This window comes from Paenibacillus dendritiformis (genome assembly GCF_945605565.1).
GTDB classification, from domain to species: Bacteria; Bacillota; Bacilli; order Paenibacillales; family Paenibacillaceae; genus Paenibacillus_B; species Paenibacillus_B dendritiformis_A.
Genome location: NZ_OX216966.1, coordinates 6,591,958 through 6,610,000, shown reverse-complemented (window position 1 = coordinate 6,610,000; position 18,043 = coordinate 6,591,958). Strand labels below are relative to the sequence as shown.

Here is an 18,043-nt window from a genome sequence, read left to right as displayed (position 1 = left end):
AAAAACACAGGTCTGTGCGAAGCCGTAAGGCGAAGTATACGGGCTGACGCCTGCCCGGTGCTGGAAGGTTAAGGGGAGTGGTTAGCCGTAAGGCGAAGCTATGAACCGAAGCCCCAGTAAACGGCGGCCGTAACTATAACGGTCCTAAGGTAGCGAAATTCCTTGTCAGGTAAATTCTGACCCGCACGAATGGCGTAACGACTTGGGCGCTGTCTCAACGAGAGATCCGGTGAAATTTTAATACCTGTGAAGATGCAGGTTACCCGCGACAAGACGGAAAGACCCCATGGAGCTTTACTGCAGCTTGATATTGGACTTTGGTACGGTCTGTACAGGATAGGTGGGAGCCTGGGAAGCCGGAGCGCCAGCTTCGGTGGAGGCGCCGTTGGGATACCACCCTGATCGTATCGGAGTTCTAACCTGGGACCGTGGAACCGGTTCGGGGACAGTGTCAGGCGGGCAGTTTGACTGGGGCGGTCGCCTCCTAAAGAGTAACGGAGGCGCCCCAAGGTTCCCTCAGAATGGTTGGAAATCATTCGAAGAGTGCAAAGGCAGAAGGGAGCTTGACTGCGAGACCTACAAGTCGAGCAGGGACGAAAGTCGGGCTTAGTGATCCGGTGGTACCGCATGGAAGGGCCATCGCTCAACGGATAAAAGCTACCCTGGGGATAACAGGCTTATCTCCCCCAAGAGTCCACATCGACGGGGAGGTTTGGCACCTCGATGTCGGCTCATCGCATCCTGGGGCTGAAGTAGGTCCCAAGGGTTGGGCTGTTCGCCCATTAAAGCGGTACGCGAGCTGGGTTCAGAACGTCGTGAGACAGTTCGGTCCCTATCTGTCGCGGGCGTAGGAAATTTGAGAGGAGCTGTCCTTAGTACGAGAGGACCGGGATGGACGTACCGCTGGTGTACCAGTTGTCTCGCCAGAGGCATAGCTGGGTAGCCAAGTACGGAAGGGATAAGCGCTGAAAGCATCTAAGCGTGAAGCCCCCCTCAAGATGAGATTTCCCACATTGGTAAGACCCCTTGAAGACGACGAGGTAGATAGGTTGGAGGTGGAAGTGCAGCAATGCATGGAGCTGACCAATACTAATCGGTCGAGGGCTTATCCTAACGAAGATGATTTGAAGAACTTGCTTTCGCATTCAGTTTTTAAGGTACAATACCTTATCTGTTTGGTGGCGATGGCGGAGGGGTTCCACGCGTACCCATCCCGAACACGACCGTTAAGCCCTCCAGCGCCGATGGTACTTGGACCGCAGGGTCCTGGGAGAGTAGGACGCTGCCAAGCAGACAGAAATGCGAGCGTGGATTTGCTTTTGCAATTCCGCGCAGCGCAGAACTGTTCCTTACTGTTCCCTGATAGCTCAGTCGGTAGAGCACTCGGCTGTTAACCGAGTTGTCACAGGTTCGAGTCCTGTTCGGGGAGCCATCTTGCTCTCATAGCTCAGTAGGTAGAGTGCATCCATGGTAAGGATGAGGTCACCGGTTCGATCCCGGTTGAGAGCTCCAGTACTTTTTTACAAACTATAGACAAGTTATCCTGAGGCCCGTTGGTCAAGCGGTTAAGACACCGCCCTTTCACGGCGGTAACACGGGTTCGAATCCCGTACGGGTCACCACTTTGTGGACGCTTAGCTCAGCTGGGAGAGCATCTGCCTTACAAGCAGAGGGTCGGCGGTTCGATCCCGTCAGCGTCCACCATTCATGTAAGCCGGTGTAGCTCAGTTGGTAGAGCGGCTGACTTGTAATCAGTAGGTCGTGGGTTCGACTCCTATCGCCGGCACCATGACATCACATAGGAACATCGTTGGGGATTAGCCAAGCGGTAAGGCAACGGACTTTGACTCCGTCATGCATAGGTTCGAATCCTATATCCCCAGCCATTTATGAGAGCCATTAGCTCAGTTGGTAGAGCACCTGACTTTTAATCAGGGTGTCGAAGGTTCGAGTCCTTCATGGCTCACCAGTAATGTATAGGAATGCGCGTGTGGCGGAATTGGCAGACGCACTAGACTTAGGATCTAGCGGGCAACCGTGGGGGTTCAAGTCCCTCCACGCGCACCAGTACCATGAAACCCTTGTCGGACAAGGGTTTTTTGTTTGTTTATGAAGAGAATGCGTTCAATACGGGATGTCAGGAGGAGAATGGATGTTTCGAGAACAGCAGCCATGCTGGGAGGATATGTTCCGTATTCGCGCTCCGCTTGACAGGGAGCGTGCGGCCAAGTCTGAACGGGTTGCTCTGTCGAAGGAGGAGCTGCTTACCGAAGCAGGAATCCGGCGTCTGCTGCGGGAGGCGAAGCGCCTGTACCGCTGTGCGGACGAGAAGGTGGCTGCTTCGCTCTTGATGAAGCGGTATGCCCATCCGCTTGCCGGGGGAGGAATGCATGCTTTCTCCAGGCTGGGACAACTGCTGGATCCGGACAAATGGTCCTTTACCCTTATACTCGACGCATCTGGGGATATCCATGTACTAGGTGAGCCGGAGCTTGAACCATGTTGGGGAGAACCCAGAAGCCTGGCGCGAGAACGGCAGATAGAGCTTTTGTTCAAGGGACATTTCAACCGGTTGTTTCAACTGATGAATCAGGTGTCCGGTATTTCCATTAAGGTGCTATGGGCCAATGTTGCCAACGTGCTGGAGTACTATTACGATCTTTGGGCTACAGAGGCACATACAACGGCGCAGGAACTGCTTTTGCAGGAAGATAGGGATGGGGTACTGCATGAAGCTGCAGGGGCCTTATACGGCCAATATGAAGCCAATCCGTTGGCATTCACCTACACGGTCATTCCGCACCCTGCACAGGACGGCAACATGTTGAGGATTCGGGAAGTGTGCTGTCTCAAGTTCCGAAGCGAACAAGGCCTTCATTGCACGACCTGTCCGCATATTACGGAGCGGCAGCGGGCCGATATTTGCAAATTGTATCAATAAGAAGCAAAAAAATATAAAATTCATGTTGCAATTGTATTTGTTTTATGATATATTATTACTTGTCGCTTCTGATAAATCTTGATGAAGAGACAAGATGCGGACATAGCTCAGTGGTAGAGTATCGCCTTGCCAAGGCGAGGGTCGCGGGTTCGAATCCCGTTGTCCGCTCCAGAATAAAATGCGCCCTTAGCTCAGCCGGATAGAGCGTTTGACTACGAATCAAAAGGTCGGGAGTTCGAATCTCTCAGGGCGCGCCATTTTCAAAAAATGGATACTTATCGGGACGTAGCTCAGCTTGGTAGAGCACCTGGTTTGGGACCAGGGGGTCGCATGTTCAAATCGTGTCGTCCCGACCATTCATTTGCGGGTGTAGTTCAATGGTAGAACTCCAGCCTTCCAAGCTGGTAGCGTGGGTTCGATTCCCATCACCCGCTCCATACTTAACATCAGTTAACCGCCGTTGGGCGGTTTTGTTGCGTTTAAGGGCAATCTGACCTGCTTAAAGCGTCGGATACCGATACTTTTCGAGTGGAGATGCTGCCTAAGTAAAGTAAACCTGCGATTTTACAGTATTTATTTAGCTCCAGGCGCTAATCATGACAATTCCTGCAAATGTACAGCATTTTCCCCAGTTAAGCGCTACGATGAACGAAATAGAGGGAAATTGATGTAGCTCTGCAGGAATTTCTTTTGCGGAAAAGTTGGGTGGCGAGAATACTGCAATTTTGCAGGATTTAGCTATGGAACGTAAAAGAGAGGCCCTTATAACCGAGGAATGGGGATGAGAGCGGCTGCGCTACTGACGATCTGCTGCAATTCGTCGTTTCCCAGGAGACGATAGGCCATCATGACCAAACCCGATCGGGCGAAGGCTCGAATCGGGTTTGGTGTTGTCTATGCTTGGCCCGGCTAATCGGCAGGGCGCGGTTTTACCGGAATGGTGAACTCAAGCTCCGGAATATATTCCTTCTCCCGCTTATTATTTTCCACCGTTCTCATCATATACGGTTTGACTGTTACTGTCTTCGTCTTGGCCGGAATAGGCTCGAACGTTGTTTCAGAAGTCCAGGTAGAAAAGGTATCGCCCATCATTCCCCTCCCGCTCAGCACTTCCAGTGTTCGACCTTGTTCATCGATAATATCGGCATTAATGTCGCTTAAGCCCCCGATGCTCGGTTCGCCAGTTAGCTTCAGATTCAGGTTTGTGGAAATCGGCGTCAGTTCCAGCTTTTCAATGGTAAAGTTAATGTTCCCATACGTTTTGGTTGGCTCCTCGGGGACCAAAGTGATATTGTCTTTTGTATTTTTGGTAACCGGCACAGTCAATTCGTAAGGCTCCTCGTAACCTTTAAGCCATACCTTCACCGACATGTTGAATTGATCGGGGATGTTGCCAGATAGCTCGTTAAGCTGCACAATAACGGATTCGGACGGCTCGTTCGCAGGGGTGCCGACTCCAAGGCTTCCATAGGCACCCGGCATGGATACTTGAATTCGGTCAAATGCGCCTTTCGGCACTCTATTTTCGAAGACGGCCCTTACATCGAGCAGTACGCCTTTCGTGCCTTTAGGCGGTTGCCTCGTCAATTCAAATGCAATGCGTACCCCGTCATAGGTCACTTTGGGAACAATGAGTGAGATGCCATTTTGTTCTATGTTTTCGTTGATGACGGAGACGAGTCCCTCTTGATCGGCCTTTTGCAGTCCGGCATCCCCCATCAGCTTGAAAATGCTGCCCAGAACCGGGATGCTTTTCAGTGACTCGGCCAGTGTCGGCGAGAGGAAACCAGCCCCGACCAGAGCTACGCCCATTGAGGCGACGACTGCAGTAAATATGGCTGCTTTTCTTATACGACTCGGTCTTGTCAGGACGGGTTCGGCGAACTGGCTCGTACCTGGCTCCAGCTGCCGAATGAGTTGGTACGTGCCGTCCAAGCGAGAGCGCAGCATCGGCGTCAGTTGGTCAGGCAGGTTGTTCCGGCATTCCATCAGATCCTTGTCCAAATTATAACGTGCCACAGTTCATCTCCCCTTCCGGATTGTTGCTTAACCAGCTTAATAATGTCTTCCTGGCCCGATGCAGCCGAGTCTTGACCGCTCCCGCCGAAATATCGAGCACATCGGCAATCTGATGGATGGGTAAATCATGAAAATAGTGCAGCACAATGACGACACGCAGGTTCTCATCCAACCGATCGACGGCTTCATGCAAATCGATCTTGTCATATTCCATTGAATTGGCGGAAGGGTAGGGACACTCCTCAATCGTTACCGCTTGCGAGCGCTTCTTCAATATTTTGTTGCACTCGTTGATAAGAATGCGGTAGAGCCATGTTTTGAAAAATTCCGGTTCTCTTAACGAGTGTATCGATTTGTAGGCTTTCAACATCGTTTCCTGAATGGCATCGGCGCAATCCGCCTCCTGCTTCACCATCAGAAGCGCCATTCGATACAGGGGCAGTTCCATTTCCTGCATCAGATGAATGAAAGCCTCACTGTCACCGGCCTGCGCCTTAAGAATATATTCTTTATGTACATCCACCTGTTATCGCCACCTTCCTCATAAATCCGTATGATCCTCCTCTGAGTCATTTTCAAACATTAGATCCGGCATTATCAGGAAAGGTTACATGGAAATAAAAATACCTGACTTGAAAGTATATAACATATTTAATAAATGTTGACACATTCCTAACTGCATTCAAAAATTGGCATCAACTCATTGTTGATACTCAGCAGGAAATATGTTATCATACTTACGTTGTGCAATAATATACAACATACGACATACATCATGCGGACATAGCTCAGTGGTAGAGTATCGCCTTGCCAAGGCGAGGGTCGCGGGTTCGAATCCCGTTGTCCGCTCCAGAAGAATGCGCCCTTAGCTCAGCCGGATAGAGCGTTTGACTACGAATCAAAAGGTCGGGAGTTCGAATCTCTCAGGGCGCGCCACTTCAACAAACGGATACATACGTCGGGACGTAGCTCAGCTTGGTAGAGCACCTGGTTTGGGACCAGGGGGTCGCATGTTCAAATCGTGTCGTCCCGACCATTTCTTTGCGGGTGTAGTTCAATGGTAGAACTCCAGCCTTCCAAGCTGGTAGCGTGGGTTCGATTCCCATCACCCGCTCCATTATCTGCATTCTGCTGGGAAGCGAACCCCAGGGTTCGACCGTCCGTGCATGCATCGGAGCCGTGGCTAATCAGGACGCGCGTCAACATGAACCGCCAGGCCTGCCGCAGGCAGTCCGAATCGGAGCATGTTGAGTATTCCCATCACCCGCTCCATTATCTGCATTCTGCGGGAAGCGATGTTGAAATTCAGCGCAGGTTGTGGTATAATAATTAATGTTGTAAAATAATGCGGACATAGCTCAGTGGTAGAGTATCGCCTTGCCAAGGCGAGGGTCGCGGGTTCGAATCCCGTTGTCCGCTCCAGAAGAATGCGCCCTTAGCTCAGCCGGATAGAGCGTTTGACTACGAATCAAAAGGTCGGGAGTTCGAATCTCTCAGGGCGCGCCACTTCAACAAATGGATACATACATCGGGACGTAGCTCAGCTTGGTAGAGCACCTGGTTTGGGACCAGGGGGTCGCATGTTCAAATCGTGTCGTCCCGACCATTCATTTGCGGGTGTAGTTCAATGGTAGAACTCCAGCCTTCCAAGCTGGTAGCGTGGGTTCGATTCCCATCACCCGCTCCATTAACCGTAAGCCAATACATATTTCGCACCGAACGGACCTTCGATGAGAGGTCCTTTTTTTATTTCCAAATCCGAACTTCCGAACTAATGAGAAGATGCGCATAGGTAACGTCCGATTTTTTCATAATAAAGTAAAGATTTTCGAGTTATTTTGTAGTATGATGTTAGGAAAGCCAAAATCCGTTGGAACAGGATTGCAGAGATAGGGGGAGACGAATGACAGACCTTACGTTAACCGCGAGCAAAGCGAACTCCAACAACTTGTTGCGGAGGGACGTTCGTTTTCTGGGTAATATCCTCGGTGAAGTGCTCGTCCATCAGGGCGGGAACGAGCTGCTTGACATTGTGGAGAAGATTCGGGAAATAAGCAAATCGTTGCGAGCTGTATTTCTGCCCGAATTATACGAAGAGTTCAAACAACTGATCAATACGTTGAACCCAGATATCCGGCATCAAGTGATACGTGCTTTTGCTATTTATTTTCAGTTGGTGAATATCGCAGAACAGAATCACCGGGTTCGGCGCAAGCGCGATTATGAACGTTCCGCTGGCGAGACGGTCCAGCCGGGCTCGATCGAGAGCGTCATTCTGGAATTGAAGGAACGCAATTGTTCGGAAGCGGAATTGCGCCAGATTCTGGACAGCATCTCGCTGGAGCTTGTCATGACCGCCCATCCGACCGAGGCGATGCGCCGTGCGATTCTCGATATTCATAAGCGGATTGCGGAAGACATGATGCTGCTTGATAATCCTACGCTGACGTACCGGGAACGGGAGCAGCTGCGCGACAAGCTGTTGAATGAAGTCATTACGCTATGGCAGACGGATGAACTCCGGGATCGGAAGCCGACGGTATTGGATGAGGTCCGCAATGGATTGTATTACATCAATGAGACGTTATTCGATGTTCTGCCTGAGGTATATCAGGAACTGGAACGTTGCCTTGATAAATATTATCCGACGCAGAGCTGGCATGTGCCAACGTATCTGCGGTTCGGTTCCTGGATCGGAGGAGACCGGGACGGCAACCCGTCTGTCACTGCGGAGGTGACGTGGGAGACGCTGCAAATGCACCGGAAGCTTGCGATTCGCAAATACGAAGGGCGGCTGAAGGAATTATTCCGCAGCCTTAGCTTCAGCACCGGCATTGTAGAAGTATCCGATGAACTGCTGCAATCGATTGCGGCCGATCGCGCGAATGTCCCATTGAAGCGCACTGAATTTTGGAATAATGAAAAAGAACCATATCGCATCAAGTTAATCTATATGTTCGAACGATTGCATAATATGATGGATGAGTCTACGCGAGACACTTCTGCGCGTTACCGCGATCCTGTGGAATTCGTAGAGGATCTGCGCATTATTGATCGTAGTCTTCGCCATCACTATGCGGATTATGTGGCCGATACGCTTGTTGCGAAGTTGATTCGCCAAGTGGAATTGTTCGGGTTCTACATGGCCGCGCTTGATATTCGCCAGCACAGTAAAGAGCATGAGAACGCCATGACCGAAATTTTGGCCAACATGAAGATTGTCGATAATTACGGCGCGCTCAGCGAAGAAGAAAAAATCGATTTGCTTCATAAACTTTTGCAGGACCCAAGACCATTGGTGTCGTCCTATATAGAGTATAGCGAGTCGACCCGGGAATGTCTGGACGTCTACCGCACGATCCAGCGCGCCCAGAAGGAGTTCGGCGAGAAATGCATCACCAGCTATTTGATCAGTATGGCTGAAGCGGCCAGCGACGTGTTGGAGGTTATGCTGCTTGCCAAGGAAGTTGGCTTGTTCCGCCAGGAAGCGAACGGCAACGTGCACTGCACGATTCAGGCGGTGCCGCTGTTCGAGACGATTGACGACCTCCATGAAGCGCCAGGCATCATGAAGCGGTTGTTCGACCTTCCGATCTACCGGAGCGCGGTCAGCGCAATGAACAATGTGCAGGAGATTATGCTCGGGTACTCCGACAGCAACAAGGACGGAGGCGTCTTTACCGCCAACTGGGAGCTGCGGATGGCGCTTAAGGAATTGACAGCAATGGCTCAAGACTATAATGTTAAAATTAAGTTCTTCCATGGACGGGGCGGAGCGCTCGGACGCGGGGGAATGCCGCTCAACCGGAGCATCCTTGCCCAGCCTCCGCATACGATCGGGGGCGGCATCAAGATTACGGAGCAGGGCGAGGTTCTGTCCTCCCGTTACGCGATGCAGGGCATTGCCTACCGCAGTCTGGAACAAGCGACCTCTGCGCTCATTCAAGCCGCTATGCTGGCACGGACAGCCCATACGGATTTGTATGAATCCAAGTGGAAAGAGCTGATGGAGAGCATTTCCCAGACGTCGTTGCAGAAATATCAGGATTTGATTTTCCGGGATCCGGATTTCCTGACTTACTTCAAGGAATCGACGCCGCTGCCTGAAGTCGGCGAGCTGAACATCGGTTCCCGGCCTTCGAAGCGGAAGAACAGCGACCGGTTTGAGGATTTGCGTGCCATTCCATGGGTGTTTGCGTGGACGCAGAGCCGATATCTGCTGCCGGCTTGGTATGCGGCAGGAACAGGCCTGCAGAGCTTTTATCAGGGCAAGGAAGAGAATCTGGCCGTGATGCGCGACATGTACCGCCATTATTCCTTCTTCCAGTCGATGATCGACAGCCTGCAGATGGCATTGGCCAAGGCCGACTTGGTCATCGCCAAGGAGTATTCCGGCATGGTGAAGGATGATGCCGTGCGGGAACGCATCTTTAGCCTGATTGAAGAAGAGTACAAATTAACGTCGGATTTGATTCTCAAGATTACGGGACAGCAGGAGATTCTCGACAATGTCCCGGTCATTCAGGAATCGATCCGGCTCCGCAATCCGTATGTGGATCCGCTCAGCTATATGCAGGTTGGTCTCGTATCCGAATTGCGTGAACTGCGTGAAGCGGGCAATGACAATCCGATTCTGCTTCGTGAAGTGCTATTGACCATCAATGGCATTGCGGCGGGACTTCGGAATACAGGTTGACGGCCGACAAGTAGGAATCACCGTATATAGGATTCGTCGATTCGACCAGCGTAGGAAGCAAGCGACGATGCAGTCGAGTCTTGAGTATTCAAGACTCGACTTTTCCTGTGTAGACGCAGGACAGGTTCAACGAGAGAGAAAGGAATCGTGTGCCGGGGCGGACGGGCCTTGAAGCGTGGCGGACGGCGGACTCGCCTGTGAACCACGCATAATTGGACGGCCATCGTGCTGCGTAAGAGTGGACGGATGGACAGAGTACAGGGGACGGTGCTCCATAGGTTCGGATTCCTGCTTGCGATGTCCGGCATTGTCATTGTACCGCAATGATTGTGGAAGACATCGGCATTAACGGGCAGTGAGGATGGAGGGAGACCGTGAATACATTGGAGAAACGGCTCGCGAGATTGGCCCGCAAAGGAGACACACGGGCTTTCGCCGAGATTGTCGAATTATATAAAGATAAGATCTATCACCTGGCCTACCGCATGCTGAATAACCGGCATGAGGCGGAGGACGTGGTGCAGGATACCTTTTTGCGCGTATACCGCAATCTGGACCGCTACGACGAGAATCAGAAGTTCTCCACGTGGATTTACCGCATCGGGACGAACTTATGTATCGATCGGCTTCGCAAGCGGAAGCCGAGTTACTCCTTGGACGCCGAGATGACGGAACAGGAGGGCGTGGACGGATATGCCATGATTCCAAGCGACGACCGGACGCCGGAATCGTATCTGATTGTCAGCGAGACCCAACGGATGGTGCAGGAAGCGATTAATAGCCTTCCGTCCAAATATAAGTCGGTCATGGTGCTGCGGTATTTGCAGGATATGTCGCTGCAGGAGATCAGCGATGTGCTGGATATGCCGGTCACGACCATCAAAACGCGCGTGCACCGGGGCAGGGAATTTTTGCGCAAAAAGCTGGAACGGAAATTATAGGAATAAATAACAGATTATTTGTTTGAAACTATTCGATTGCTGCAGCGTAACGTATATGAGACCGGCAAATGTCCGACTTCTCTTTTCCGGCCGGATAGAGAATTTTTCATTTGCGGGTTATTTTATGAGACTTCAAGAAAGGACTGGCTCAAATGGATTGCAAACAAGCCGTCTCATTGATGCATGATCTTCTGGATGACGATTTGGACCGAGAATGTGCGGTGGAACTGAAAAAGCATATGCTTGGTTGCCCGGCTTGCCATGAGCGATTCCGTGAGTTGGAGCATACGGACCGTCTGCTGTACGGGTTCAATCATCGTTTGCAGCCCGTATCCGAGGATCTCACCGACCGCATTATGAGTATCATCCCGAAGCCGAAGCAGCGTAGCGCCTTTTCGGTATGGGTGAAGCGGCATCCCGCAATTACGGTTGCGGCCGTCTTTGTTTTGGTTATGATGACCAGTTGGCTCAGTATGTGGAATTCAGATAAACAGCTTATCGTGAAAGGCTCGAATCTGGATGGCGTTGTCATTGAGAACAACGTCGTCATCGTGCCTCCTGACAAGGAGGTAGCAGGCGATCTGACGATTCGCAATGGTGCAGCCGAAGTGTACGGCAAGGTGAAGGGAGACGTCACCGTCATCGACGGGAAGCTGTTCCAGGCATCCACCGCGAATATTTCGGGATCGGTCCACCAGATCGACGAAGCCATCAGCTGGATATGGTACCAAATTACTAGTCTGTTCGGTACAAGGCCGGATGTCCCTTGACACAATGCTCGGCCTCTTGACCGATATCAAGCTCTCCTGCGATGTCTGTAGGAGAGTTTTTTTGGTTCAGACAGGAGTTTTGCGTCATGGCGGAGAAAAGTATATAGTTAAGTTCATGAGAGAACGCTGTAGATGAATGATTTTATCAGGGAATGTTGGGGGTACCAGCATGAATTATTTTACGGACATGACGTGGCCGAACATGCTCAAGGATGTTATTGATATTCTAGTCGTAAGCTATATTATTTATCAATTGCTTGTCCTTATCCGTGGCACTCGCGCCATTCAGCTGTTGAAGGGGATTTTTATCCTCGTCATCATCTGGGCGGTCAGTACATGGTTCAATTTATATACGCTGAAATGGTTAATGAATCAGATGTTCACCTTCGGGGTGCTGGCGCTGGTCATCATCTTCCAGCCGGAGATGCGGCGCGCGCTGGAGCAGCTGGGCCGAGGGAAAATATTAGGGCGCCGCACCGCCGTTGATGAGGACGAGACCGCCCGCATTATCGGGGAACTCATTAAGGCGGTGAATTACATGTCGCGGCGGAAGATCGGGGCGCTTATCGTCTTTGAGCGCACGACGGGGCTCAATGAATATACCGAGTCGGGCATTGCCATGGAATCAAGGCTTAGCTCCGAGCTGTTAATTAATATTTTCGTTCCGAATACGCCGCTTCATGACGGCGCGGTCATCGTGCGCGGCAGCCAGATCGCCGCGGCGGCTTGCTACTTGCCATTATCGGAGAATCCGTTCATCAGCAAAGAGCTCGGAACGAGACACCGCGCGGCGATCGGGATCAGCGAAGTGAGCGATGCCATCTCGGTGATCGTATCGGAAGAGACGGGGCAGGTGTCTCTGTCTATGAACGGGCAAGTGGTCCGTGACATCAAGGAAGAGTCGCTCATCTCGAAGCTGTTCGAGGAATTGAAGCCGCCTGCCAAAAAGGAACGCCGCTTGTTCTGGAAACGAAAAGGTGAGCATCATGGATAAATGGTTAATGAACAACACATCTGCCAAGGTTATCGCGCTCCTCATCGGGGTGCTGCTGTTCATCGTCGTACATAAGGATGATCCGACGAGTGTCTCGGTTCCTCCGCTTATGGAGACGCGATGGATTGACAACGTCCAGGTGCGGACCGTCGGCTTGGATACGAAGCAGCAGGTAATCCAGTCAATTACGCCGGATTCGGTGCGGATTCAGGTGCGCGGGAAGCGAACCACGATCGCAGCCGCGCTGCCTGAGAATTATAAGGTGATTCTCGACTTGACCGGCTATGGCCCGGGGACACACGTCGTTCAGCTGCAGCATGATTTCCCTCCGGGCATCGAGCTTCAGGCGATGGAGCCGTCGAGCGTCAAGGTCGAGTTGGAGGACGTGCAGACGAAGGAGTTCGAGATTCAGGTCCGGACTCAGGGAGCGGCTGCCCAAGGATATAAGCCGGGGACGCCGATTGTCTCCCCGTCGAACCGGGTTCATGTGACGCTGCCGGCGTCGCGGATGACCGAGGTGGCCGCTGTCTCTGCTGCCGTCAATATCGAGGGGGCCAACGAGTCGGTGATTGCCAAGCGCGTGAAGCTAACGGCCTATAATGACCGTGGGCAGGAAATCGAGGATGCGGTCATTACGCCATCGGTCGTAGAGATTGAAGTTCCGATCACGAAGCCGTTCAAGACCGTTCCGCTTCAATTGGATCTTGTTGGTCAGCTTCCGGACGGACTGGCTGTCTCTTCGCTGATGCCGAGCGTCAACCAGATTACGCTGTACGGTCCTCAGGAAGCATTGAATAAGGTTGAATTTTTCGACGGGGTTCAAGTGAATCTGAAGCAAATCGACCAGGCCGGACAATATAAATTGGACGTAACATTGACGCCGCCGCCGAACATTGAGAAAATAGAACCGAGTGAGATTACGGTGGATGTCATCGTATCCGCCGTGAAGCAGAAGGTGATTACCGGTGTTCCGATTACGCTCACCGGGGAGAATGACCGACTGGAGACAGCGATTGTGGAACCGGCTACCCGCAAGCTCGATGTCGCCGTTGTCGGTGCGCCGAACCTGATCGATGAGATGACCGCCAGCGATATTCAGCTTATCGCGAATGTCAATGATTTGCCGGCAGGCACCCATACGATCAACGTTCAGGTCAATCTGCCCCGCTTCGTAAGGCGAGCGGAACAGACTCCGCTCACGGTAACTGTCGAGATTCGGGATAAGGGGGAGCCCGTCACGACAGATCCCGCTCCGGAAGGCGGCGGCGAATCGGATAACGGAACGCATGGCGCTACGGAAGGGAATCGCCCAGATACAGATACAACCGAGCCGAACGGCTCGAACCATGAGGAAGATCAGACGCCGGAAGAAGAGACTTCTACCGATCCCGGCGAAGACACGCTCACTCAGGAATGAACGCATATAATCAGCATGTGAACGATATATAACAAGTAATCGAGGAACTGCCAGCCCCATCCGGCCCGCCTGGCGCGAGCGGATGCATGCGGCAGAACAATGAAGGAGAGCAGGTTTGTTATGGGGAAATATTTCGGCACAGACGGCGTACGCGGTATTGCCAATACGGAGCTTACTGCGGAGCTTGCTTATAAAATCGGCCGCTGCGGCGGTTATGTATTAACGGGAAAGGCGGCCACCAAGCCTAAGGTGGTTATCGGCATGGACACCCGGGTATCGGGACGGATGCTGGAGGCTTCGCTGACCGCCGGACTGCTGTCCATTGGGGCGGACGTGATCCAGCTTGGCGTCGTGACGACGCCGGCTGTCGCTTATCTGACCCGCGAGCTGGGAGCGGATGCAGGCGTCATGATCTCCGCTTCCCATAATCCGGTGGAGGATAATGGAATCAAGTTCTTCGGCCATGACGGCTTCAAGCTGCTGGACGAGACCGAGCTGGAGATCGAGCGGCTGATGGATGCAGAGATCGACGAGCTGCCTCGTCCGATTGGCATCGATCTTGGGACGGTCACTACCGATACGGAAGCGAAGTGGCGTTACGTCGAATATTTGAAATCAACGGTGAAGCATCGGTTCGACGGTCTGAAGATCGTGCTGGACTGCGCGAATGGAGCGGCGTATGAGCTGGCTCCCCGCCTGTTCCGCGAACTGGGCGCGGAGGTCATCGCGATTGGCGCCGAGCCGAATGGCTTGAATATCAATGCCGAGTGCGGATCGACTCATCCGGAGCATTTGAAGCGGGAGGTCGTGAAGCAAGAAGCGGATCTCGGACTGGCCTTCGACGGAGATGCCGATCGGCTGATTGCCATCGATGGAGCGGGAGAAGAAGTGGACGGCGACTTCGTGCTGCTCATCTGCGGCGAGGCGATGAAGAAGGAGGGCCGCCTGAAGCAGGATACGATCGTGACGACCGTCATGAGCAATATCGGCTTCTTCAAGGCCGCAGACAGCCTAGAGCTGAACACGGCCAAAACGGCGGTCGGGGATCGCTACGTGATGGAAGAGATGCGCCGCGGGGACTATAACCTGGGCGGAGAGCAATCCGGTCACGTTATCTTCCTGGACTATAACACGACAGGGGACGGCATGCTGACCGGTATTCAATTGGTCGACACGCTGAAGGGCAGCGGCAAGAAGCTGAGCGAAGCCCGGCAAGTGATGCGCAAGTTCCCGCAGGTGCTCGTGAACGTGCGGGTTGAGGATAAGAGCAAGTACAAAGACAATCCGGTCATCGAAGAAGCGATTGCTTCGGTGGAGCGGGAATTGGGGGACAACGGCCGCGTGCTCGTGCGTCCGTCGGGTACGGAATCGCTCATTCGCGTCATGGCCGAAGGCCCGGAAGTCAATGTTGTCGAAGGATATGTGAAGCAGATTGCAGACGTGATCTCGCAGGAATTGAGCGTATCGAACTAGGGGAGCAAGCTGTCTGTCCGTGTCGAGCGGATGGGCGGCTTTTGTCCTAACTTGCCGGGACGCCAGTTGCCAACGGGCTGCAACATGAATATAATAAGAGCAGATTCCGCTGTGGCAGGATGGAAGGACAGCTTGCCGGGCTTCACGACATCACAGCAGTAGCCGGCTGACGCACGGAATCGATAAGCATGCGGCGGAATACGCGATATTTCTGTTCAGGGCGGTAAGACTCTGGAGAGCGCTAATGCGATTCGAAGTGCTTGCCGAACGGGAAGCATGCACGGTAATACGATTCAATGAGGAAAGCGAGGGTAGAAGTCATTTCGCAGGGAACTGCATCATAAGCGCCAGCACTTGGCACCAGCGTTCGGCATGCTGGACAAGTGGACGAGGTGGAGGTGTTCGAAATTGTTCGGCGGGGACCTCCCGGTGCGCCAACGGCACCGCAATAGCATGACGGAAAGAGGCAAGGCGACTTGCCGGACAACGCCTGCTTACGTTGACAGGATGAATATCGAATATACAGGAACGAAAATATAAACTAAATGGGCTGGCTCATGAATGGACGCGCACATCGGATTCGGAAGATCTTTCCGGACATGCTGCTGTGCAACGCTCATTCCTTGCACAATTGAATATCACGGATTGCGGTTCTCCCTTGTCAGGGGGATCGTTCCTTGACAAGGGGTCTGGCCCTAATGCCATGCATCGATGCGTTGTTGCAGGCAGCATGGCTTCCGTGTGCGGCGTCCTTCACGTACGCTGGCATAACGGAGGTTGGATTAGGATGTGTGGTATTGTCGGATATATCGGTGCAAGAAATTCTCAAGCTGTATTGTTGGATGGACTGAGCAAGCTGGAGTACCGGGGCTATGATTCGGCGGGCATTGCGGTATTTACCCCGGATGGGCTGCAGGTCAGCAAGGCCCAAGGCCGTCTGGCGGTGCTCGCTTCCCGGCTGGAAGCGCAGCCGCTGGAGGGGAACGTCGGCATCGGGCATACGCGTTGGGCGACGCACGGGAAGCCTTCGGATGAGAATTCTCATCCGCATACAGATGCTTCGCGGAAGTTCTCCGTCGTCCATAACGGGATCGTGGAGAACTATATGGAACTGAAGGAAGAGCTGATCGCGGAAGGAGTTCATTTCGTGTCGGATACCGATACGGAGGTGATCTCCCACCTGATCGCCCGGGAGTACGATGGCGACATCGTCAAGGCGGTCCAGCGGGCGACTTCCCATATGCGCGGCGCCTTCGCGTTGGCTGTGCTGACGGAATACGAGCCGGATAAGCTGGTCGCGGTACGTTTTGCCAGCCCGCTTGTCATCGGCATCGGCGATGGCGAGAATTTTATCGGGTCGGATATACCGGCAATTTTACAGTATACGCGTCGAGTCTATATTTTGAATGACGGAGAGATGGCGGTCCTCACCCGGGACGCTGTCGAATTGATGACACTGGAAGGGAATTTTATTTCTCGGGAAATGATTGTTGTCGATTGGGACGCGGTCACTGCAGAAAAAGGCGGATATGACCATTTCATGCTCAAAGAAATTCATGAGCAGCCTAAGGCGTATCGGGATACGATGCGCGGAAGAATTACAGAGGGCCGCAGCGGCATCAAGCTGCCGGAGCTGAATGTGCTCAGCGCCGAGAAGCTGCGGAACATTCGCAATATTCACATTGTCGCTTGCGGCACCGCTTATCATGCGGGTCTCGTCGGACGGACTCTCATCGAGCAGTGCACCGGCATCCCGGTCGAGACGGATGTCGCGTCGGAGTACCGGTACCGCTCGCCGATTATTACCCCGGAGACGCTGGTCATCGTGGTAAGCCAGTCGGGAGAGACGGCCGATACGCTTGCCGCTCTGCGGGAAGCGAAGCGCTGCGGCGCCGCCGTGCTGGCCATTACGAACGCGGTCGGCAGCTCAGTCGCCCGCGAAGCGGATGACACGATGATTACGTGGGCCGGTCCGGAGATCGCGGTCGCTTCGACGAAGGCGTACACGTCGCAGCTGATTGCCTTCATGCTGTTCAGCTTGTACGCTGCCCAGACGCTGGGCACGAAGGACCAAGCCTGGATCCGGGAACAGTTGGCCGCGATGGAGGCCTTGCCTGAGCAGGTTGAGCGCATCCTGGAGCAGGCTGGCGAGCTGAAGCGGGTGGCCGAGGAAATGGCCGGGCATGAGCATCTGTTCTTCATCGGACGTGGCCTCGATTACGCCGTAGCGCTCGAAGGCTCGCTCAAGCTGAAGGAGATCTCATACATTCATTCCGAAGCCTATGCGGCCGGGGAATTGAAGCATGGTACGCTAGCTCTGATCGAAGAAGGCGTGCCTGTCATCGCGCTTGCGACCCAGTCTGCGCTCTTGGAGAAGACGGTGAGCAACATCAAGGAAGTGAAGGCTCGCGGCGGAGTCGTCTTCGCGGTCACCGACGAAGCCAACGCTCCGGCGCTGCAGAAGGCGGTCGACGGCACCTTCGTCGTCCCGGCTACGCTGCCGCTGCTGGCGCCCGCCCTCGCTGTCGTGCCGCTGCAGCTTATCGCGTATTACGCGAGCCTGGCCCGCGGCAATGATGTTGACAAGCCGCGCAATCTGGCGAAGAGCGTGACGGTGGAGTAAGTTAGGTTGTTATTTGCACTGTAATGTCCCAGTATAAAAAAGTCGTGAACCAGTAAAAGATGTCGTGAACCAAAATGCAAGATGATTGATTTTCAGTATCTAGAAGGGAGCCCGAGGGATTGATTCGTGGCTCCCTTTTAAAATGCTAAAAAACAATATACATACTTCA

At 53.1% G+C, this 18,043-nt stretch carries 10 protein-coding genes, 20 tRNA genes and 2 rRNA genes (1 of these 32 cut by a window edge); 30 read left to right on the top strand and 2 right to left on the bottom strand.

Annotated elements, in window-relative coordinates; all coding sequences use genetic code 11:
• The 15 genes from NNL35_RS29700 to NNL35_RS29630 form a co-directional block, all read left to right on the top strand.
• A 23S ribosomal RNA gene (locus tag NNL35_RS29700) occupies positions 1-1,113 on the top strand; it begins 1,815 nt to the left of the window's first position.
• A gap of 61 nt (positions 1,114-1,174) precedes the next feature.
• Positions 1,175-1,291, top strand: a 5S ribosomal RNA gene (rrf, locus tag NNL35_RS29695).
• 65 nt (positions 1,292-1,356) lie between these two features.
• Positions 1,357-1,432 (top strand) — tRNA-Asn (locus NNL35_RS29690).
• 4 nt (positions 1,433-1,436) lie between these two features.
• Positions 1,437-1,512: transfer RNA gene (locus NNL35_RS29685), tRNA-Thr, on the top strand.
• Positions 1,513-1,547: 35 nt separating this feature from the next.
• Positions 1,548-1,622, top strand: a tRNA-Glu gene (locus NNL35_RS29680).
• A gap of 6 nt (positions 1,623-1,628) precedes the next feature.
• Positions 1,629-1,704: transfer RNA gene (locus NNL35_RS29675), tRNA-Val, on the top strand.
• Between the two features lie 9 nt (positions 1,705-1,713).
• A tRNA-Thr gene (locus NNL35_RS29670) sits at positions 1,714-1,789 on the top strand.
• Positions 1,790-1,811: 22 nt separating this feature from the next.
• Positions 1,812-1,886, top strand: a tRNA-Gln gene (locus NNL35_RS29665).
• A 7-nt stretch (positions 1,887-1,893) separates the two neighbouring features.
• A tRNA-Lys gene (locus NNL35_RS29660) sits at positions 1,894-1,969 on the top strand.
• Positions 1,970-1,984: 15 nt separating this feature from the next.
• A tRNA-Leu gene (locus NNL35_RS29655) sits at positions 1,985-2,067 on the top strand.
• An 85-nt stretch (positions 2,068-2,152) separates the two neighbouring features.
• On the top strand, positions 2,153-2,941 hold the full coding sequence (locus tag NNL35_RS29650) for a ferric iron reductase (RefSeq protein WP_006679706.1): 789 nt from the start codon (positions 2,153-2,155) through the stop codon (positions 2,939-2,941).
• Between the two features lie 96 nt (positions 2,942-3,037).
• Positions 3,038-3,112 (top strand) — tRNA-Gly (locus NNL35_RS29645).
• A 9-nt stretch (positions 3,113-3,121) separates the two neighbouring features.
• A tRNA-Arg gene (locus NNL35_RS29640) sits at positions 3,122-3,198 on the top strand.
• Positions 3,199-3,220: 22 nt separating this feature from the next.
• Positions 3,221-3,297: transfer RNA gene (locus NNL35_RS29635), tRNA-Pro, on the top strand.
• A gap of 7 nt (positions 3,298-3,304) precedes the next feature.
• Positions 3,305-3,378: transfer RNA gene (locus NNL35_RS29630), tRNA-Gly, on the top strand.
• 472 nt (positions 3,379-3,850) lie between these two features.
• Here the strand turns inward: NNL35_RS29630 and NNL35_RS29625 are convergent.
• Together NNL35_RS29625 and NNL35_RS29620 are read right to left on the bottom strand one after the other, a co-directional pair.
• Positions 3,851-4,960 (bottom strand): DUF4179 domain-containing protein, encoded by a 1,110-nt coding sequence (locus NNL35_RS29625; protein ID WP_006679691.1) that lies wholly within the window; start codon positions 4,958-4,960, stop codon positions 3,851-3,853.
• On the bottom strand, positions 4,947-5,483 hold the full coding sequence (locus tag NNL35_RS29620; protein ID WP_006679692.1) for a sigma-70 family RNA polymerase sigma factor: 537 nt from the start codon (positions 5,481-5,483) through the stop codon (positions 4,947-4,949). Before NNL35_RS29620 ends, NNL35_RS29625 begins: the two co-directional genes overlap by 14 nt.
• A gap of 254 nt (positions 5,484-5,737) precedes the next feature.
• Here NNL35_RS29620 and NNL35_RS29615 point away from each other — a divergent pair.
• The 15 genes from NNL35_RS29615 (at position 5,738) to glmS (ending at position 17,874) form a co-directional block, all read left to right on the top strand.
• A tRNA-Gly gene (locus tag NNL35_RS29615) sits at positions 5,738-5,812 on the top strand.
• Between the two features lie 7 nt (positions 5,813-5,819).
• Positions 5,820-5,896 (top strand) — tRNA-Arg (locus NNL35_RS29610).
• Positions 5,897-5,919: 23 nt separating this feature from the next.
• Positions 5,920-5,996, top strand: a tRNA-Pro gene (locus tag NNL35_RS29605).
• Positions 5,997-6,003: 7 nt separating this feature from the next.
• A tRNA-Gly gene (locus NNL35_RS29600) sits at positions 6,004-6,077 on the top strand.
• A 230-nt stretch (positions 6,078-6,307) separates the two neighbouring features.
• A tRNA-Gly gene (locus NNL35_RS29595) sits at positions 6,308-6,382 on the top strand.
• Positions 6,383-6,389: 7 nt separating this feature from the next.
• Positions 6,390-6,466 (top strand) — tRNA-Arg (locus tag NNL35_RS29590).
• Positions 6,467-6,489: 23 nt separating this feature from the next.
• Positions 6,490-6,566: transfer RNA gene (locus NNL35_RS29585), tRNA-Pro, on the top strand.
• Positions 6,567-6,573: 7 nt separating this feature from the next.
• A tRNA-Gly gene (locus NNL35_RS29580) sits at positions 6,574-6,647 on the top strand.
• Between the two features lie 216 nt (positions 6,648-6,863).
• Positions 6,864-9,656 carry a phosphoenolpyruvate carboxylase gene (gene ppc / locus NNL35_RS29575; RefSeq protein WP_254553960.1) on the top strand — a complete coding sequence of 931 codons (2,793 nt, stop codon included), beginning with the start codon at positions 6,864-6,866 and terminating at the stop codon, positions 9,654-9,656.
• A 374-nt stretch (positions 9,657-10,030) separates the two neighbouring features.
• Complete coding sequence (gene sigW / locus NNL35_RS29570; protein WP_006678467.1) at positions 10,031-10,597, top strand: RNA polymerase sigma factor SigW; 567 nt, start codon at positions 10,031-10,033, stop codon at positions 10,595-10,597.
• Between the two features lie 152 nt (positions 10,598-10,749).
• Positions 10,750-11,367 carry a zf-HC2 domain-containing protein gene (locus NNL35_RS29565; RefSeq protein ID WP_006678466.1) on the top strand — a complete coding sequence of 206 codons (618 nt, stop codon included), beginning with the start codon at positions 10,750-10,752 and terminating at the stop codon, positions 11,365-11,367.
• Positions 11,368-11,536: 169 nt separating this feature from the next.
• Positions 11,537-12,361: a diadenylate cyclase CdaA gene (gene cdaA / locus NNL35_RS29560; RefSeq protein WP_006678465.1), complete on the top strand. Its 825-nt coding sequence runs from the start codon at positions 11,537-11,539 to the stop codon at positions 12,359-12,361.
• Positions 12,354-13,778 carry a CdaR family protein gene (locus NNL35_RS29555; RefSeq protein WP_006678464.1) on the top strand — a complete coding sequence of 475 codons (1,425 nt, stop codon included), beginning with the start codon at positions 12,354-12,356 and terminating at the stop codon, positions 13,776-13,778. Before cdaA ends, NNL35_RS29555 begins: the two co-directional genes overlap by 8 nt.
• 120 nt (positions 13,779-13,898) lie before the next feature.
• Complete coding sequence (gene glmM / locus NNL35_RS29550; protein ID WP_006678463.1) at positions 13,899-15,251, top strand: phosphoglucosamine mutase; 1,353 nt, start codon at positions 13,899-13,901, stop codon at positions 15,249-15,251.
• 787 nt (positions 15,252-16,038) lie between these two features.
• On the top strand, positions 16,039-17,874 hold the full coding sequence (gene glmS / locus NNL35_RS29545) for a glutamine--fructose-6-phosphate transaminase (isomerizing) (RefSeq protein ID WP_006678462.1): 1,836 nt from the start codon (positions 16,039-16,041) through the stop codon (positions 17,872-17,874).
• Positions 17,875-18,043 lie beyond the last annotated feature (169 nt).